7 protein-coding genes and 3 pseudogenes are annotated in these 16,375 nt (G+C 60.2%); 6 read left to right on the top strand and 4 right to left on the bottom strand.

The features are described 5' to 3' along the window. The first annotated feature begins 320 nt into the window (after positions 1-320). Together putA and ICA16_RS18155 are read left to right on the top strand one after the other, a co-directional pair. Positions 321-4,274 (top strand): trifunctional transcriptional regulator/proline dehydrogenase/L-glutamate gamma-semialdehyde dehydrogenase, encoded by a 3,954-nt coding sequence (putA, locus tag ICA16_RS18150; RefSeq protein WP_210701190.1) that lies wholly within the window; start codon positions 321-323, stop codon positions 4,272-4,274. 300 nt (positions 4,275-4,574) lie between these two features. Next, positions 4,575-6,377 carry an acyl-CoA dehydrogenase gene (locus tag ICA16_RS18155; RefSeq protein ID WP_210554296.1) on the top strand — a complete coding sequence of 601 codons (1,803 nt, stop codon included), beginning with the start codon at positions 4,575-4,577 and terminating at the stop codon, positions 6,375-6,377. A gap of 142 nt (positions 6,378-6,519) precedes the next feature. Here the strand turns inward: ICA16_RS18155 and ICA16_RS28480 are convergent, their stop codons facing one another. The 4 genes and pseudogenes from ICA16_RS28480 to ICA16_RS18170 all read right to left on the bottom strand — a co-directional run bounded on the left by ICA16_RS28480 (position 6,520) and on the right by ICA16_RS18170 (position 9,086). After that, the gene (locus ICA16_RS28480; RefSeq protein ID WP_411959661.1) at positions 6,520-7,365 is read right to left on the bottom strand and encodes a methyl-accepting chemotaxis protein; all 846 of its coding nucleotides are present in this window, start codon (positions 7,363-7,365) and stop codon (positions 6,520-6,522) included. Positions 7,366-7,383: 18 nt separating this feature from the next. Next, a pseudogene (locus ICA16_RS28485) lies at positions 7,384-8,457 on the bottom strand (HAMP domain-containing protein); the annotation flags it as partial. A gap of 99 nt (positions 8,458-8,556) precedes the next feature. Further along, positions 8,557-8,859: a cell division protein ZapA gene (locus tag ICA16_RS18165; protein ID WP_150604878.1), complete on the bottom strand. Its 303-nt coding sequence runs from the start codon at positions 8,857-8,859 to the stop codon at positions 8,557-8,559. Next, a complete protein-coding gene (locus ICA16_RS18170; protein ID WP_042557307.1) occupies positions 8,856-9,086 on the bottom strand; it encodes a hypothetical protein in 231 nt (76 codons plus the stop codon). Before ICA16_RS18170 ends, ICA16_RS18165 begins: the two co-directional genes overlap by 4 nt. A 342-nt stretch (positions 9,087-9,428) precedes the next feature. On the opposite strand from ICA16_RS18170, the pseudogene ICA16_RS28490 reads away from it, so the two are divergent. The 4 genes and pseudogenes from ICA16_RS28490 to mscK form a co-directional block, all read left to right on the top strand. Further along, a pseudogene (locus ICA16_RS28490) lies at positions 9,429-10,085 on the top strand (MCP four helix bundle domain-containing protein); the annotation flags it as partial. Positions 10,086-10,388: 303 nt separating this feature from the next. Beyond that, positions 10,389-10,988, top strand: a pseudogene (locus ICA16_RS28495) (methyl-accepting chemotaxis protein); the annotation flags it as partial. A 198-nt stretch (positions 10,989-11,186) separates the two neighbouring features. Continuing rightward, positions 11,187-12,929, top strand: a complete 1,743-nt coding sequence (locus ICA16_RS18180; protein ID WP_150604876.1) for a potassium/proton antiporter — start codon at positions 11,187-11,189, stop codon at positions 12,927-12,929. 34 nt (positions 12,930-12,963) lie between these two features. Continuing rightward, positions 12,964-16,341 carry a mechanosensitive channel MscK gene (mscK, locus tag ICA16_RS18185; protein ID WP_150617518.1) on the top strand — a complete coding sequence of 1,126 codons (3,378 nt, stop codon included), beginning with the start codon at positions 12,964-12,966 and terminating at the stop codon, positions 16,339-16,341. Positions 16,342-16,375 lie beyond the last annotated feature (34 nt).

The raw sequence follows: 16,375 nt of genomic DNA on the forward strand, positions 1-16,375 counted from the left end.
GGTATTCCGGTTGCACCTTGGGCGCGAATGCTATGCAACAAATCAAATAAGGTGCAACCAGTTTCGCCAGAATAAGTTGCACCTAGTCGGATTTATCGACGACGACCCCGTTTTTGCTCCCTTTTGTAACAGTTATGGCCTTTTGCTAGAAGCAAAAGCACCAAACAGGAGCAGCACTTTCGTACCAGAAATTATTTCCTGACGAGCTGCCTATAATTCCGACAAAAAAAGGGTTGCACCCGGTTGCACCTCTTTCGGTGCACGGCTAATCTTGCCGCCAGCTGATGCCACGCAACTGTGGCAACCATGAGGATAAAAATATGGCTACCACCACCCTTGGGGTCAAACTCGATGACCCGACCCGCGAGCGCCTGAAGGCCGCCGCAACCTCGATTGATCGTACGCCGCACTGGCTGATCAAGCAGGCAATTTTCAATTACCTGGAAAAACTCGAGGGTGGTGCAACCCTGACCGAGCTGAACGGCTTGACCGCCAAGGACGCCGACGACTCGGGTGAAGTCCACAACGATCACGCCCACCAGTGCTTCCTTGAATTCGCAGAAAGCATTCTGCCGCAATCGGTGCTGCGCGCCTCCATCACCGCCGCCTACCGTCGCCCTGAGCCGGAAGTGGTACCGATGCTGATCGAGCAGGCTCGCCTGCCGGTAACCATGGCCGAAGCCACCAACAAACTCGCTGCGTCCATCGCAGAAAAACTGCGCAACCAGAAAAGTGCCGGCGGTCGTGCAGGCATTGTTCAAGGTCTGTTGCAGGAATTTTCCCTGTCGTCCCAGGAAGGCGTGGCGCTGATGTGCCTGGCCGAAGCGCTGTTGCGTATCCCGGACAAGGGCACTCGCGATGCGCTGATCCGCGACAAGATCAGCACCGGCAACTGGCACCCGCACTTGGGCAACAGCCCGTCGCTGTTCGTCAACGCCGCCACCTGGGGTCTGCTGCTGACCGGCAAACTGGTGTCGACGCACAACGAAGCCGGCCTGACTTCGTCCTTGAGCCGCATCATCGGCAAGAGCGGCGAGCCGATGATCCGCAAGGGCGTCGACATGGCCATGCGCCTGATGGGCGAGCAGTTCGTGACCGGCGAAACCATCGCCGAAGCACTGGCCAACGCGAGCAAGTTCGAAGCCAAGGGCTTCCGCTATTCCTACGACATGCTCGGTGAAGCAGCGCTGACCGAACACGACGCGCAAAAGTACCTGGCGTCGTACGAACAAGCGATCCACTCGATCGGCAAAGCCTCTCACGGTCGTGGGATTTATGAAGGCCCGGGCATCTCGATCAAGCTGTCGGCACTGCACCCGCGTTACAGCCGTGCGCAGTACGAGCGCGTGATGGAAGAGCTGTACCCGCGCCTGTTGTCGCTGACCTTGCTGGCCAAGCAGTACGACATCGGCCTGAACATCGACGCTGAAGAAGCTGACCGTCTCGAGCTGTCGCTGGATCTGCTCGAACGCCTGTGCTTCGAACCGCAACTGACTGGCTGGAACGGCATCGGTTTCGTCATCCAGGCTTACCAGAAGCGCTGCCCGTATGTGATCGACTACGTGATTGACCTGGCTCGCCGTAGCCGTCATCGCCTGATGATCCGTCTGGTGAAAGGCGCGTACTGGGACAGCGAAATCAAGCGCGCCCAGGTCGAAGGCCTGGAAGGCTACCCGGTCTACACCCGCAAGGTGTACACCGACGTTTCCTACATCGCTTGCGCACGCAAACTGCTGTCGGTGCCGGAAGTCATCTACCCGCAGTTCGCCACGCACAACGCCCACACCCTGTCGGCCATTTACCATATTGCCGGTCAGAACTATTACCCCGGCCAGTACGAATTCCAGTGCCTGCACGGCATGGGCGAACCGCTCTACGAGCAGGTTGTAGGCAAAGTTTCCGAAGGCAAGCTGAACCGTCCGTGCCGCGTGTACGCACCGGTCGGCACTCATGAAACCCTGCTGGCGTACCTCGTACGTCGTCTGTTGGAAAATGGCGCGAACACCTCGTTCGTCAACCGCATCGCCGACCAGTCGATTTCGATTCAGGAGCTGGTGGCCGATCCGGTTGCCCAGATCGAGCAGATGGCGACCGTGGAAGGTGGCTTCGGCCTGCCGCACCCGCGTATCCCGCTGCCGCGTGACCTTTATGGGTCCGAGCGCGCCAACTCCAGCGGCATCGACATGGCCAACGAACACCGTTTGGCGTCGTTGTCCTGCGCGTTGCTCGCCACCGCACACAACGACTGGAAAGCAGCGCCGATGCTCGGTTGCGTTTCCAGCACCGAAAGTCCTGCGCCAGTGCTGAACCCTGCGGATCACCGTGATGTGGTCGGCCACGTGCAGGAAGCTACGGTTGAAGACGTCGACAACGCTATTCAATGCGCCCTGAACGCTGCGCCGATCTGGCAGGCCACCCCGCCCGCTGAACGTGCCGCGATTCTGGAGCGTGCCGCTGATTTGATGGAAGGCGAGATCCAGCCGCTGATGGGCCTGCTGGCTCGCGAAGCCGGCAAGACGTTCGCCAACGCCATTGCCGAAGTCCGCGAAGCCGTCGACTTCCTGCGTTATTACGCGGTGCAGGCACGCAACGATTTCAGCAATGACGCCCACCGCCCACTGGGCCCAGTGGTGTGTATCAGCCCGTGGAACTTCCCGTTGGCGATCTTCAGCGGTCAAGTTGCCGCCGCTCTGGCTGCCGGTAACCCGGTACTGGCCAAACCGGCCGAACAAACCCCGCTGGTTGCGGCTCAGGCTGTGCGCCTGATGCTCGAAGCCGGGATTCCGGAAGGCGTGCTGCAACTGCTGCCGGGTCGCGGTGAAACCGTCGGTGCCGGTCTGGTCGGTGATGATCGCGTCAAAGGCGTGATGTTCACAGGCTCCACCGAAGTGGCGCGTCTGCTGCAACGCAACATCGCTGGTCGCCTCGACAACCAGGGTCGTCCGATTCCGCTGATCGCCGAAACCGGTGGCCAGAACGCGATGATCGTCGACTCGTCTGCTCTGACCGAACAAGTCGTGATCGACGTAGTGTCCTCGGCGTTCGACAGCGCTGGTCAGCGTTGCTCGGCCCTGCGCGTACTGTGCTTGCAGGAAGATTCGGCAGACCGCGTCATCGAAATGCTTAAAGGTGCCATGGCGGAATCCCGTCTCGGCAACCCTGAGCGTCTGTCCGTGGACATTGGCCCGGTGATCGACGCCGAAGCCAAGGCCGGCATCGACAAGCACATCCAGGGCATGCGCGATAAAGGTCGCAACGTGTACCAGGTGGCTATCGCTGACACCGAAGAAGTCAAACGCGGCACCTTCGTCATGCCGACCCTGATCGAGCTGGAAAGCTTCGACGAGCTGCAACGCGAGATCTTCGGGCCGGTGCTGCACGTGGTTCGCTACAAGCGCAAAGAGATCGACCAGTTGATCGGCCAGATCAACGCTTCCGGTTATGGCCTGACCCTCGGCGTGCACACCCGTATCGACGAGACCATCGCCAAGGTGATCGACAACGTCAACGCCGGTAACGTCTACGTCAACCGCAACATTGTCGGTGCCGTGGTCGGCGTGCAGCCGTTCGGCGGTGAAGGCTTGTCGGGTACTGGCCCGAAAGCCGGTGGCCCGCTGTACCTGTATCGCTTGCTGTCGACGCGTCCTACCGATGCTATCGAACAGTCCTTCGCTCGCGGTGATGCTGCCGTAGCCCCGGACGTTCGCCTGCGTGACGCCATGAGCAAGCCGTTGACCGCCCTGAAAGCCTGGGCTGACAGCAACAAGTTCGCTGATCTGAGCACCCTGTGCGTGCAGTACGCCGCGCAATCGCAAAGCGGCATTACCCGCGTGCTGGCCGGCCCGACCGGTGAGAAGAACAGCTACGCGATCCTGCCGCGTGAACACGTGTTGTGCCTGGCGGACGTTGAAGGCGATCTGCTGACCCAACTGGCGGCGGTACTGGCAGTAGGCGGTTCGGCGGTATGGCCAGAGTCCGACATCAGCAAGGCATTGTTCGCACGCCTGCCGAAGGAAATTCAGGCGCGGATCAAACTGGTAGCCGACTGGAACAAGGACGACGTGGTGTTTGATGCCGTTCTGCATCACGGCCATTCGGACCAGTTGCGCGGCGTTTGCCAGCAGATTGCCAAGCGTGCCGGCGCGATCGTTGGGGTTCAGGGCTTGTCCCAGGGCGAGACCAACATTGCGCTGGAGCGTCTGGTGATTGAGCGGGCGTTGAGCGTTAACACCGCTGCGGCGGGTGGTAATGCGAGTTTGATGACCATCGGTTAAACCGCTGCAAATCCAGGCGACCGCAATGGTCGCCTGGAATGAGATCCCCTGTAGGAGTGAGCCTGCTCGCGATAGCGGTCTGTCAGACACATTTACTCTGGCTGATAAACCGCTATCGCGAGCAGGCTCACTCCTGCAGAAAATCAAAAGATCGCAGCCTTCGGCAGCTCCTACACCGTCCCATGTAGGAGCTGCCGAAGGCTGCGATCTTTTGCTTCTGTATCACGCCCATCAATCATCCTGTTCAGCCTTTATCAGCAAGCCTAGACTCGGTCCAACCCCAATTTCAGGTAGGCCGCCATGTCCGAGACGCTGCTCAGTTCCCGCAATCTGGCTTTCGAGCTGTATGAAGTCCTTGATGCCGAGGGCCTGACCCGGCGTGAGCGCTTTGCCGAGCACAACCGCGAGACCTTCGATGCCGCCATCGGCACGGCCCGCAACATTGCCGAGAAATACTTCGCGCCGCACAACCGCAAGGGCGACGAGAACGAGCCGCGCTACGAGAACGGTCAGGCGATTCTGATTCCCGAGGTGAAACCGGCGGTGGATGCCTTCCTCGAAGCCGGATTCCTCAACGCTGCGAGAAGTTTCGACGCCGGCGGCATGCAACTTCCTACACTGCTGTCGCAAGCCTGCTTCGCGCATTTCCAGTCGGCCAATGCTGCTTCGACTTCGTACCCGTTCCTGACCATGGGCGCGGCCAACCTGATCGAAAGCTTCGGCACAGACGAACAGAAACAGCGCTTCCTGCAACCGATGATCGATGGCCGTTTCTTCGGCACCATGGCCCTGACCGAGCCGCACGCGGGCTCCTCGCTGTCGGATATTCGCACCCGCGCCGAGCCTGCGGCCGACGGCACCTATCGCCTCAAGGGCAACAAGATCTTTATTTCCGGCGGTGATCATCCGCTCTCGGAAAACATCGTGCACATGGTGCTGGCCAAGCTGCCTGACGCGCCGCCTGGGGTGAAAGGCATTTCGCTGTTCATCGTGCCGAAGTTTCTGGTCAACGATGACGGCACCCTCGGCCAACGCAATGACGTACTGCTGGCCGGGCTATTCCACAAGATGGGCTGGCGTGGCACGACGTCTACCGCGCTGAATTTCGGCGATAACGGTGAATGTGTCGGCTATCTGGTCGGTGAAGCGCATCGCGGTTTGAGCTACATGTTCCAAATGATGAACGAGGCGCGGATCGGCGTTGGCATGGGCGCGGTGATGCTCGGTTACGCCGGTTACCTGTATTCGCTGGAATACGCTCGCGAACGTCCGCAAGGCCGGGTGCCGGACAGCAAGGACCCGAGCACCGCGCCCGTGGCGATCATTCAGCACGCCGACGTCAGACGCATGCTGCTGACACAAAAGTCCTACGTCGAAGGTGCCTTTGACCTCGGGCTCTACGCCGCCCGTTTGTTCGATGACACCACCACGCTTGAGACCGAAGCGGAGCGCAAGCACGCCCATGAGCTGCTGGATTTGCTGACACCCATCGTCAAATCCTGGCCCTCGGAGTTCTGCCTCAAGGCCAACGAACTGGCGATCCAGATTCTCGGCGGCCACGGTTACACCCGCGAATACCCGGTTGAGCAGTATTACCGCGACAACCGTTTGAACCCGATCCACGAAGGCACCCACGGCATTCAGTCGCTGGACTTGCTCGGGCGCAAACTGGCGCAGAACGGTGGGGCAGGCTTGAAACAACTGGTGCGACTGATCGCCGACACCGCCGAACGCGCTGTTGCGTACGAATCGTTAACCGCACTGCGTGAGCCTTTGGAAAAACTGGTCGCGCGCCTGCAAGTGGTGACCATCGGTTTGCTGACCGATCTTGCCCAGGGCAAGGTCAACAGCAGCCTGGCGAATTCGGCGCTGTATCTGAAAGTGTTTGGCCACACGGTGATTGGCTGGCGCTGGCTGGAGCAGGCGATTCGCGCCGAAGAAGGGTTGGCCAAAGGCAATGCGGCAGATGCCGACTTTTATAAGGGCAAGTTGCAGGCGGCGCGGTATTTCCTGACGTGGGAAGTGCCGGGTTGCCACCATGAGCTGGCGTTGCTGGAGGCGCGGGATGATACGTGCCTGGGGATGCAGGATGCTTGGTTCTGATCTGGATTATGTGTGCGGCTGATACCGTCTTCGCGGGCAAGCACGCTCCCACAGGGTTCTGTGGTGTTCACGCACCATGTGAACACGCCGCAATACCTGTGGGAGCGGGCTTGCCCGCGAAGGGGCCGGAACTGACAGGACATCAGCTCAACCTGAACCCACCCATCTGCCGCGCCAGATCATCCGCCAAGCGCTGCAACATCTGACAATCCTCGCGACACGCCCGAACCTCCCCCGCCGTCGCCCGGGCCAGATCGGAAATACCCTGTACGTTACGGTTGATCTCTTCAGTCACCGCTGACTGTTCTTCGGTCGCGGTCGCCACCTGATGGTTCATGTCGCTGATGCGCTCGACCTGCCCGGTAATCGCCGTCAGCGATGCCCCGGTACGCTGGCTCGACTCGACCCCAGTGCCCGTCGCCGCTTGCCCGGTGCGCATCGATGACACGGCATTTTCCGCGCCCTGCTTGAGGCTGCCGATCATCTGCTGGATCTCGTCCGTGGACGCCTGAGTCCGGCGCGCCAAGGTGCGAACTTCGTCTGCCACCACCGCAAACCCGCGACCCATATCACCCGCCCGGGCAGCCTCGATAGCCGCGTTAAGGGCGAGCAAATTGGTCTGTTCAGAGACGCCGCGAATCACCGCCAGCACCGAGTCGATCGACGCCACTTGCTGCGCCAGTTCGCCCACCGCACCGGCCGCCAGGCCGATTTCATCGGACATGCTTTCAATGTGCCGAATCGAGCCGCCCACCACTTCCCGCGCTTGCATGGCTTCATCCCGCGCGTTTTGCGAAGCGAGTGCGGCGTTGCCGGCGTTTTGCGCGATTTCCTGCACGGTCAGGCCCATTTCGTGGACAGCCGTGGCGACCATGTCGGTCATTTCCTGCTGGCGACCGGAACGCTCGGCAGTGTTTTCCACCACTTTCGCCACTTGCCCCACCGCCGTGCGCAGGCGCTCGCTGGTGGTCAGCACTTCGCCAATCATTTCGCGCTGACTGTCGAGGAAGCGATTGAAGCCGCGCGCCAGGTCACCCAACTCGTCGGCACGGCTGGAATCTAACCGATGGGTCAAATCTCCCCCACCGCTACCGATTGCCACCAACGCGGCTGTTACCTGACGGATCGGCCGCACCAGCCCTTGCGCCAGCCACACCACCAGCAGCAGGCACACCAGCGCCACTGCCAGACCGATTGCACCGCTCATCCACATCGCCTTGCGGGCTTCGGCGTAGATCTGCGATTGCGGCACTTCGGCCACCAAGGTCCAGCCGAGATCGCGTAACGGCAGGCTGAAAGCGAGAAAATCCTCGCCGTCGCGCTGAAATGAGCGATTGGTCGCCACTTTCTGGCCCATGACCGCTTGCGCCGCTTCGGCGCCGATCTGCTCGCTCAAGGTGCGTTTACCGCTGAACTGCGCTTCAGGATGGACCTGGATCAAACCGTCGGAACGCACGAGATAGACCTTGCCGCGCTCACCAAAGCTGAAATTGTGGATCAGCTCCGACAGCTCTTTCATACTCAGTCCAAGTCCTGCCACACCGACGACTTTGCCGGCCTGTTCGACCTTCAAATCGATGAACAGCGCCAGCTCTCCCGTCGCCACGTCGTTGTCGATATTGAGGGTGCGCGGCTGATCGCTGTCGAGGAAGGAATAGAACCAGGCGTCGGCCGGTTTGGCACGGCTGAGGGTGCGATCCAGGCCTTTTTCGCTGATGTAGTGATTGGATTCAGTGCCGATGATCAAAGCAGTGAATGCTTTGTGTTCGGCGCGGATGCCTTCCAGATACTGCGCGAAGCCTGCCGTTTTGCTGCTGTCTTCACCGGCGGCCAACCAGTCACGCACCATCGAATTGCTGGCGATGTCTTTCGCGGCGGTCAGCGGCTGAATGAGGATGCGTTCGATATCGTTGCGCGTCGCTTCAATGCTCGACGGCAGCGCTTGTTCGACCAGATAGCTCTGGGCGAGGCGGTTGACCACCAGGGTATAAATGCCAACCACGATCAGGATGCTGACCAGCAGGGCGGTGCCCATGCTGAGAATCAGCTGCCATTGAATACTGCGTCGCCACAAATGCATGGAGCACCCCCAAAGAATAAGTGGCCGAAACAATGCAACAGCCGTGCCGATTGTATACAACTCAATCGACAATCTATTCTTTGGTTGTGCGCAACCCCATCAACCCTGATTGATGGTCTTGGCGATGGTGTCGACCGTGGCGCTGACTTGCTCTTGGTAACGGTCGAGTTCTTGCTGGTGCTGCTTCTTCATTTCGATCTGCTGCGAGCACAGATTCATCGCTGCCAGTACCAGCAAGCGGTCGCCGATCAACGTCGGGTATTTCCTTTTGGTGTCGTCCAGCGCGGCCTTGAGCATGAGCGCCGCGTCCAGCAGGGTCTGTTCTTCCCCGGCCGGTGCCTTGATCGAATAGTCCTCCCCCATAATGGAGACGACTTTTACCCCTGCTGAGTTGTGGTTCATGCGCTGACAGGACCTGCGTTGACGCGATCAACCAGAGCCTGAATGCGTGCGGCGGTGGCGCCGTGTTTTTCTTCCTGTTCCATCAGGTTCAGTTGCAGGCTTTCGTTTTCATCCTTGGCCTGGGCCAGTTCCGTGGACAGGGTCTGGTTGGTTTGCGAAAGGGTCTGGTTCTGTTGCACCAGGTCGCTGACGAGCTGTTCCAACTGGCTGAGGGATGCTTCCAACATTTTGATCTTCCAAGCGTTTTTCAAAGGGCGCGTACGATAAAGAAAAGTCGTCGTGGACGCTAGGTTTAAACCGGCGCAAAGCCTTGATTTTCCTGACGGCCGACCGTTCTCGCGAGTTTAAAAGACTGTGATCTGCCGATCTGGTTCCTGCACTTCGTCGCTCAATGCGGGGTGCGACAAATACGCACACGAACTAAAGAGTTCATTTGCCTGACCGATAAGTCATGCAATAGCAGTCTCAGCCCGCATGGATGCGGCCCTTCTCGGTACCCGCCCATGTCCCTCCGCAATATGAATATCGCCCCCCGGGCGTTCACCGGTTTTGCCCTGATCGGCGGCCTGATGCTGATTCTCGGCGTGTTCGCCCTGAACCAGATGAGCAAAATCCGCGCGGCAGGCGAAGACATCGCCACCGCGAGCGTGCCATCGATCAAGGCCCTCGACGAATTCACTCAACTGACCCTGCGTCTGCGCGTGCTGTCGTATCGCTTGCTGATCAACCGTGAGCCGGACGTCCAGCAAAAGACATTTGAGCTCTTCGAGATGCGCAACAAGCAGATCGCCGACGCTCAGCGTGCTTACGAACCACTGATCGATGGCCCGCAGGAACGTGCGGCGTACGACCAGTACGTGCAATTGCTCGCGCAGTACCGCCAGATGGAAGACAGGATGAAAACCCTGTCGCGTAACAATCAGGTCGATGAACTGCGGCAGATGCTCAACAGCGATTTGCTGAGCAATTCGGAAGCCGTGAATACGGCGTTGGCGCGCTTGCTGGAGATCAACACCCAGCAAATCGCCGAAACGGATAAAGGTGCGTCTGACCAGTACTCCATGTCATTCAACCTGGTGGTCACTCTGCTGATCATTGCCAGCGGCCTGACTCTGCTGTTCGCCTGGTTGCTGACCAACAGCATCACCAAGCCAATCTCCAAAGCACTGGAAGCTGCTGAAACCATCGCCGAAGGCAATCTGACTCAGCCGATCCACGTCGACGGTGAAGACGAAGCCGGGCGCTTGCTGGCGGCAATGGCCAAGATGCAATCGAAGCTGCGCGACACCTTGCAGCGGATTTCCGGCTCGGCCACGCAGCTGGCCTCGGCCGCCGAGGAACTGAACAGCGTCACCGACGAAAGCGCCCGCGGCCTGACGCAGCAGAACAACGAAATAGAACAAGCGGCTACAGCGGTCAACGAGATGACCAGCGCGGTGGAAGAAGTCGCACGTAACGCGGTAAGTACCTCGGAAGCCTCGAAGAACGCCACCACGTCTGCCGGTGACGGTCGTGACCTGGTGCAGGAAACGGTCAGCGCCATCGAACGCATGAGCGCCGACGTGCAGAGCACGGCGAGCCTGATCGGCGATCTGGCCAATGAATCCCGTGACATCGGCAAGGTGCTGGACGTGATTCGTGGTCTGGCTGATCAGACCAACCTGCTGGCGCTGAACGCCGCAATTGAAGCCGCGCGTGCTGGTGAGGCCGGTCGTGGTTTTGCGGTGGTGGCGGACGAAGTGCGTGCCTTGGCCCATCGCACGCAGCAGTCGACCAGCGAAATCGAGCGCATGATCGGCAGCATTCAGAGCGGCACCGAACACGCCGTGGATTCGATGCGCAACAGCACCGAGCGTGCTGAATCGACGCTGAACATCGCCCGTGGTGCCGGGATGTCGCTGGACACCATCAACACCGCCATCGTCGAGATCAACGAGCGCAATCTGGTGATCGCCAGCGCTGCTGAAGAGCAGGCGCAGGTGGCGCGGGAAGTCGACCGTAATCTGGTGAACATCCGCGATCTGTCGGTGCAATCGGCGACCGGGGCGAATCAGACCAGCGCGGCGAGTAACGAGCTGTCCCGGCTGGCGCTGGATCTGAACAATATGGTTGGGCGGTTCAGTCTTTAATCGCCAAGAGCAAAGATCGCAGCCTTCGGCAGCTCCTACATGGGATTGATGTACACCCTGTAAGAGCTGCCGCAGGCTGCGATCTTTTGATCTACCAAAAACCTTTTTGACATCACCACATTTCAACAGGTTAGAATCGCTGGCACGCAGACTGCATGGTCAGTTTGTGCCCGTCTTTACGCTTCTGGAGTACTGCCTTTGAATGCGACGACCATCAACAGCCTGTTCTTGATCGGCGCGTTGCTGGTAGGCGCAAGCATTCTTGTCAGCTCACTGTCCTCCCGGCTCGGCATTCCCATTCTGGTCATTATTCTCGCGGTCGGCATGGCCGCCGGGGTCGATGGCGGCGGGATCATTTTCGACAATTACCCCACGGCCTATCTGGTCGGCAACCTCGCGCTGGCAGTGATCCTGCTCGACGGCGGTTTGCGTACGCGGGTATCAAGTTTCCGCGTGGCGTTGTGGCCGGCGCTGTCGCTGGCGACGGTCGGCGTGTTGATCACCACCGGGCTGACCGGCATGGCAGCGGCGTGGCTGTTCGACCTGAACCTGATCCAGGGCCTGCTGATCGGCGCGATTGTCGGCTCCACCGACGCCGCGGCGGTGTTCTCGCTCCTCGGCGGCAAGGGCCTGAACGAACGGGTGAGCGCCAGCCTGGAAATCGAATCCGGCAGCAACGACCCGATGGCGGTGTTCCTCACCGTGACCCTGATCGACATGCTCGCCAGCGGCCAGACCGGTTTGCACTGGAGCCTGCTGACCCACCTGATCCGCGAGTTCGGCATCGGTGGCGTGGTCGGGCTGGGCGGTGGCTGGTTGATGTTGCAAATGGTCAACCGCATCAACCTCGCCGCCGGCCTGTATCCGATTCTGGTGATCGCTGGCGGTCTGGTGGTGTTCGCGCTGACCAACGCCCTGCACGGCAGCGGCTTTCTCGCGGTGTACCTGTGTGGACTGGTGATCGGCAACCGCCCGGTGCGCAGCCGTCACGGCATCCTGCACATGCTTGATGGCATGGCGTGGCTGGCGCAGATCGGCATGTTCCTGGTGCTGGGGCTGCTGGTCACACCGCATGATTTGCTGCCCATCGCCCTGCCCGCCCTCGGCCTGGCGCTGTGGATGATTCTGTTTGCGCGGCCGTTGTCGGTGATGGTCGGCCTGCTGCCGTTCAAGGCATTCCATGGCCGCGAGAAAGTCTTTATTTCCTGGGTTGGCCTACGCGGCGCGGTACCGATCATTCTTGCGGTGTTCCCGCTGATGGCCGGGCTGCCGAATGCGCAGCTGTACTTCAACCTCGCCTTCTTTATCGTATTGGTGTCGCTGTTGGTGCAGGGCACGAGCCTGCCGTGGGTGGCCAAACTGCTGAAGGTCACCGTACCGCCGGAGCCGGCACCGATTTCCCGATCCGCACTGGAAGTGCACATCACCAGCGAGTGGGAGCTGTTCGTTTATAAGCTCGGCGCGGAGAAATGGTGCATCGGTTCGCCCCTGCGCGAGCTGAAAATGCCCGAAGGCACGCGCATCGCCGCGCTGTTTCGTGGCCAGCAACTGCTCCATCCGTCGGGTAGTACGGTGCTGGAAGTCGATGATTTGCTGTGTGTTATCGGCCATGAACACAACTTGCCAGCGCTCGGAAAACTGTTCAGCCAGGCACCGCAACGTGGCCTCGACCTGCGTTTCTTCGGCGACTTTGTACTCGAAGGAGACGCCCAGCTTAAAGCGGTTGCAGCGCTTTATGGCTTGCCGGCCGAAGGCATCGATCCGGACATGACCCTGGGCACCTTCATTGCCCACAAGGTCGGGGGGGCGCCGATCGTGGGTGACCAGGTGGAGTGGAACAACACCCATTGGACGGTGGCGGTCATGGACGGGAACAAGATTGCCAAAGTGGGCGTCAGATTCCCCGAAGGAAGTCGCCCGGGCCCCGGACTCTTCCTCTAAACTGCGTCCACTATCACTTGCTTGACCGGTCTCTATGCCTACCCTGCGCTCCTTTTTCGTTGCGGCCCTTCTGGGCCTGAGTCTTACTGTCGGCCCGCTGTACGCCGCCGAACCACCGTCGAGTCAATCCGTGCAGGCCAGCCTCGACAAGCTCGCCGACAGTAAACTGCCGGATGCCGATAAAAAGACCCTGCAAACTGTCCTGCAGAGCACGCTCAATCATCTGAACAATCAGCGTGATTACGAACAGAAGCTGATCGACCTCAAGCAGCAACTGGCCTCCGCGCCCCGGCAGACCATCGAGAGCACACGCGAACTGACGCGTCTCAAGGCCACTGCGGTGGTGCCGGTGACGCAGCGTTTCCCCAAGGAGTCGATCCAGCAGCTGGAGCAAATCCTGACGGATCGCTCGACCCAGCAAAGTGATCTGCAAAAAGCGCTGGCCGAGGCCAACAGCCTGATCATCACCGCGCAGACTCGCCCCGAGCGGGCTCAGGCAGAAATCTCCGCCAGCCAGACGCGCATTCAGCAGATCAACAACATCCTCAAGTCCGGCAAGGACGCGGGCAAGACCGTCAGCGCCGAGCAGCGCGACCAGTTGAATGCCGAGCTGGCGGCGCTTAACGCGCTGATTCCGTTGCGCCGTCAGGAATTGGCCGGCAATAACCAGTTGCAGGATCTGGGCAACGCTCAACATGACCTGCTTTCGGAAAAAACCGACCGCCTCGACCGCGAGATCCAGGAGCTGCAGACCCTGATCAACCAGAAACGTCTGGCGCAGTCTCAGGAAACCGTCACTCAGCAATCTATCGAGGCTCAGAAGGCCGGCAGCAGCAGCCTGCTCGCCACTGAAAGCGCCGCCAACCTCAAACTCTCGGACTACCTGCTCAAGAGTACCGACCGCCTCAACGAGGTCACTCAGCAGAACCTGCAAACCAAACAGCAACTCGACACCCTGACCCAGAGCGACTCCGCCCTCGACGAGCAGATCGCCGTGCTCAAGGGCAGCCTGTTGCTGTCGAAGATTCTCTACAAACAGAAACAGGCTCTGCCACGCCTCAAGGTCGACCGTGATCTGGCGGATCAGATCGCCGACATCCGCCTGTATCAGTTTGATGTCAGCCAGCAGCGTGAGCTGCTGAGCAATCCGGCGGCCTATGTCGAGAACCTGCTGACGACCCAGCCGCCGGAACAGATCACGCCGCAGCTGCGCAAAAGCCTGCTGGAGCTGGCCAACACGCGCGCCGACCTGCTGGAGCGGCTGAACCGCGAATTGAGCGCGATGCTCAACGAATCGATCACCCTGCAACTCAACCAGAAGCAACTGTTGAGTACAGCGCAAAGCCTGCGCGCGACCCTCGACGAGCAGATGTTCTGGATTCCCAGCAACAAGCCGCTGGACCTGGAGTGGATGCGCGGCGTGCCGGATCGCCTCAAGCGTCAGGTCGATACGTTGCCGTGGGCTTCCAGCCTGAGCGAGTTGACCGATGGTCTGATCCAGCGCCCGTTGCTGTTCCTGCCGCTGGCGCTGCTGATCGGCGCGTTGCTGTGGCGGCGCAAGAGTCTGTATGGGCGCCTGAACAAGGTTCACCAGGACATCGGCCACTTCAAACGCGACAGCCAGTGGCACACGCCGCAGGCGATCCTGATCAATATTCTGCTGGCGATGCCCGTGGCGCTCGGTCTGGGCCTGTGCGGTCTGGCCTTGCAGATCGACGCCCGCGGGCAGAACGCCAACATGGGCGCGGCGCTACTGCAAATGGGTCAGGCATGGCTGGTGTTCTACACCGCCTACCGGATTCTGGCGCCGGGCGGCGTGGCCGAATTGCACTTCCGCTGGGAAAAACCCCAGGTCGAATTCCTGCAAGGCTGGGTGCGTCGACTCGGCCTGGTGGTCATGGCACTGGTGGCGGTGGTCGCGGTCGCCGAATTGCAGCCGGCGGCGCTGGCCGACGACGTCCTCGGCATGCCGGTAGTGCTGACCTGCTACGCGTTGATGGCATGGCTGCTCAGCCGCCTGCTGATCAGCAGCCCTACTCACCAAAACGCCTCGCTGTTCCGCAAGGCGCTGGGCGTGATGTTTACTCTGCTGCCAATCGCGTTGTTCGTAGCCGTTTGCTTTGGTTACTACTACACCGCGCTGAAACTCAGCGATCGCTTGATCAACACGCTCTATCTGCTGATGTTCTGGCTGGTGATCGAAGCCACCTTCGTTCGCGGCCTCAGCGTTGCCGCGCGGCGTCTGGCCTACCAGCGCGCCTTGGCCAAACGCCAGGCAGCGAAGGAGGCCGGCGACGGCGAAGCGGTCATCGAAGAGCCGACGCTGGACATCGAAAAGGTCAACGAACAGTCCCTGCGCCTGATCCGTCTGGCCCTGCTCGGCGGTTTCATCGCGGCGCTGTACTGGGTCTGGTCGGACCTGATCTCGGTGTTCTCGTACCTCGACAACATCACCCTTTACGAATACACCAGTGGCACCGGCGCCAACATGAGCATGGTGCCGATCAGCATCGGCGACATGCTCGGCGCGCTGATCATCATCGGCATCACCTTTGCCCTGGCGCGCAACTTGCCCGGCCTGCTCGAAGTGTTCGTGCTGTCGAAACTCAATCTGGCGCAGGGCAGCGCTTACGCGACCACGACGCTGCTGTCCTACGTGATCGCCGGCATCGGCTTCGTCACGACCCTGTCGACCCTCGGCGTGAGTTGGGACAAGTTGCAATGGCTGGTGGCGGCGCTGTCGGTCGGCCTCGGTTTCGGTATGCAGGAGATTTTCGCCAACTTCATCTCCGGCATCATGATCCTGTTCGAACGCCCGGTGCGCATCGGTGACACCATCACCATCGGCAACCTGTCGGGCACGGTGAGTAAGATCCGCATCCGCGCCACGACCATTACCGACTTCGACCGCAAGGACATCATTGTCCCGAACAAGACGTTCATCACCGGGCAACTGATCAACTGGTCGCTGACCGACACCGTCACCCGAGTCACGCTCAAACTGGGCGTCGATTACGGTTCCGATCTGGATCTGGTCAAGGAGCTGCTGCTCAAGGCAGCCCGGGAAAACCCGCGCGTGCTCAAGGAACCGGAGCCGCTTGTGTACTTCCTCAACTTCGGCGAAAGCACCCTCGACCACGAACTGCGCATGCACGTACGCGATCTGGGTGACCGCAACCCGGTGCTTGATGAGGTCAACCGCTTCATCAACCGCGAGTTCAAGAAGCAGCACATCAACATCTCGTTCCGCCAGATGGAGGTTTACCTGAAGAACCTGCATGGCCAGGAATACAAGTTGGTGCCCATCGAAGCGGAAACCAAAACCATCGTACCGGTTGGCGCCGAGCAAAAACCGCTGCAGGATTCGCCACAAGAGCCTTTGCAAGAGCCGCCACCGACCAAACTCGACTAACCCGGTTAATCCCAGCAGAATGCTCGGACATTCT

The sequence above is a fragment of the Pseudomonas anatoliensis genome (assembly GCF_017976235.1).
Classification (GTDB): Bacteria; Pseudomonadota; Gammaproteobacteria; order Pseudomonadales; family Pseudomonadaceae; genus Aquipseudomonas; species Aquipseudomonas anatoliensis.

What these genes read in the sequence shown, in the direction of transcription:
- putA (WP_210701190.1), top strand. Translation starts at nt 321, where the DNA reads ATGGCTACCACCACCCTTGGGGTCAAACTCGATGACCCGACCCGCGAG.
- ICA16_RS18155 (WP_210554296.1), top strand. Translation starts at nt 4,575, where the DNA reads ATGTCCGAGACGCTGCTCAGTTCCCGCAATCTGGCTTTCGAGCTGTAT.
- ICA16_RS28480 (WP_411959661.1), bottom strand. Translation starts at nt 7,365, where the DNA reads ATGATTGGCGAAGTGCTGACCACCAGCGAGCGCCTGCGCACGGCGGTG.
- ICA16_RS18165 (WP_150604878.1), bottom strand. Translation starts at nt 8,859, where the DNA reads ATGAACCACAACTCAGCAGGGGTAAAAGTCGTCTCCATTATGGGGGAG.
- ICA16_RS18170 (WP_042557307.1), bottom strand. Translation starts at nt 9,086, where the DNA reads ATGTTGGAAGCATCCCTCAGCCAGTTGGAACAGCTCGTCAGCGACCTG.
- mscK (WP_150617518.1), top strand. Translation starts at nt 12,964, where the DNA reads ATGCCTACCCTGCGCTCCTTTTTCGTTGCGGCCCTTCTGGGCCTGAGT.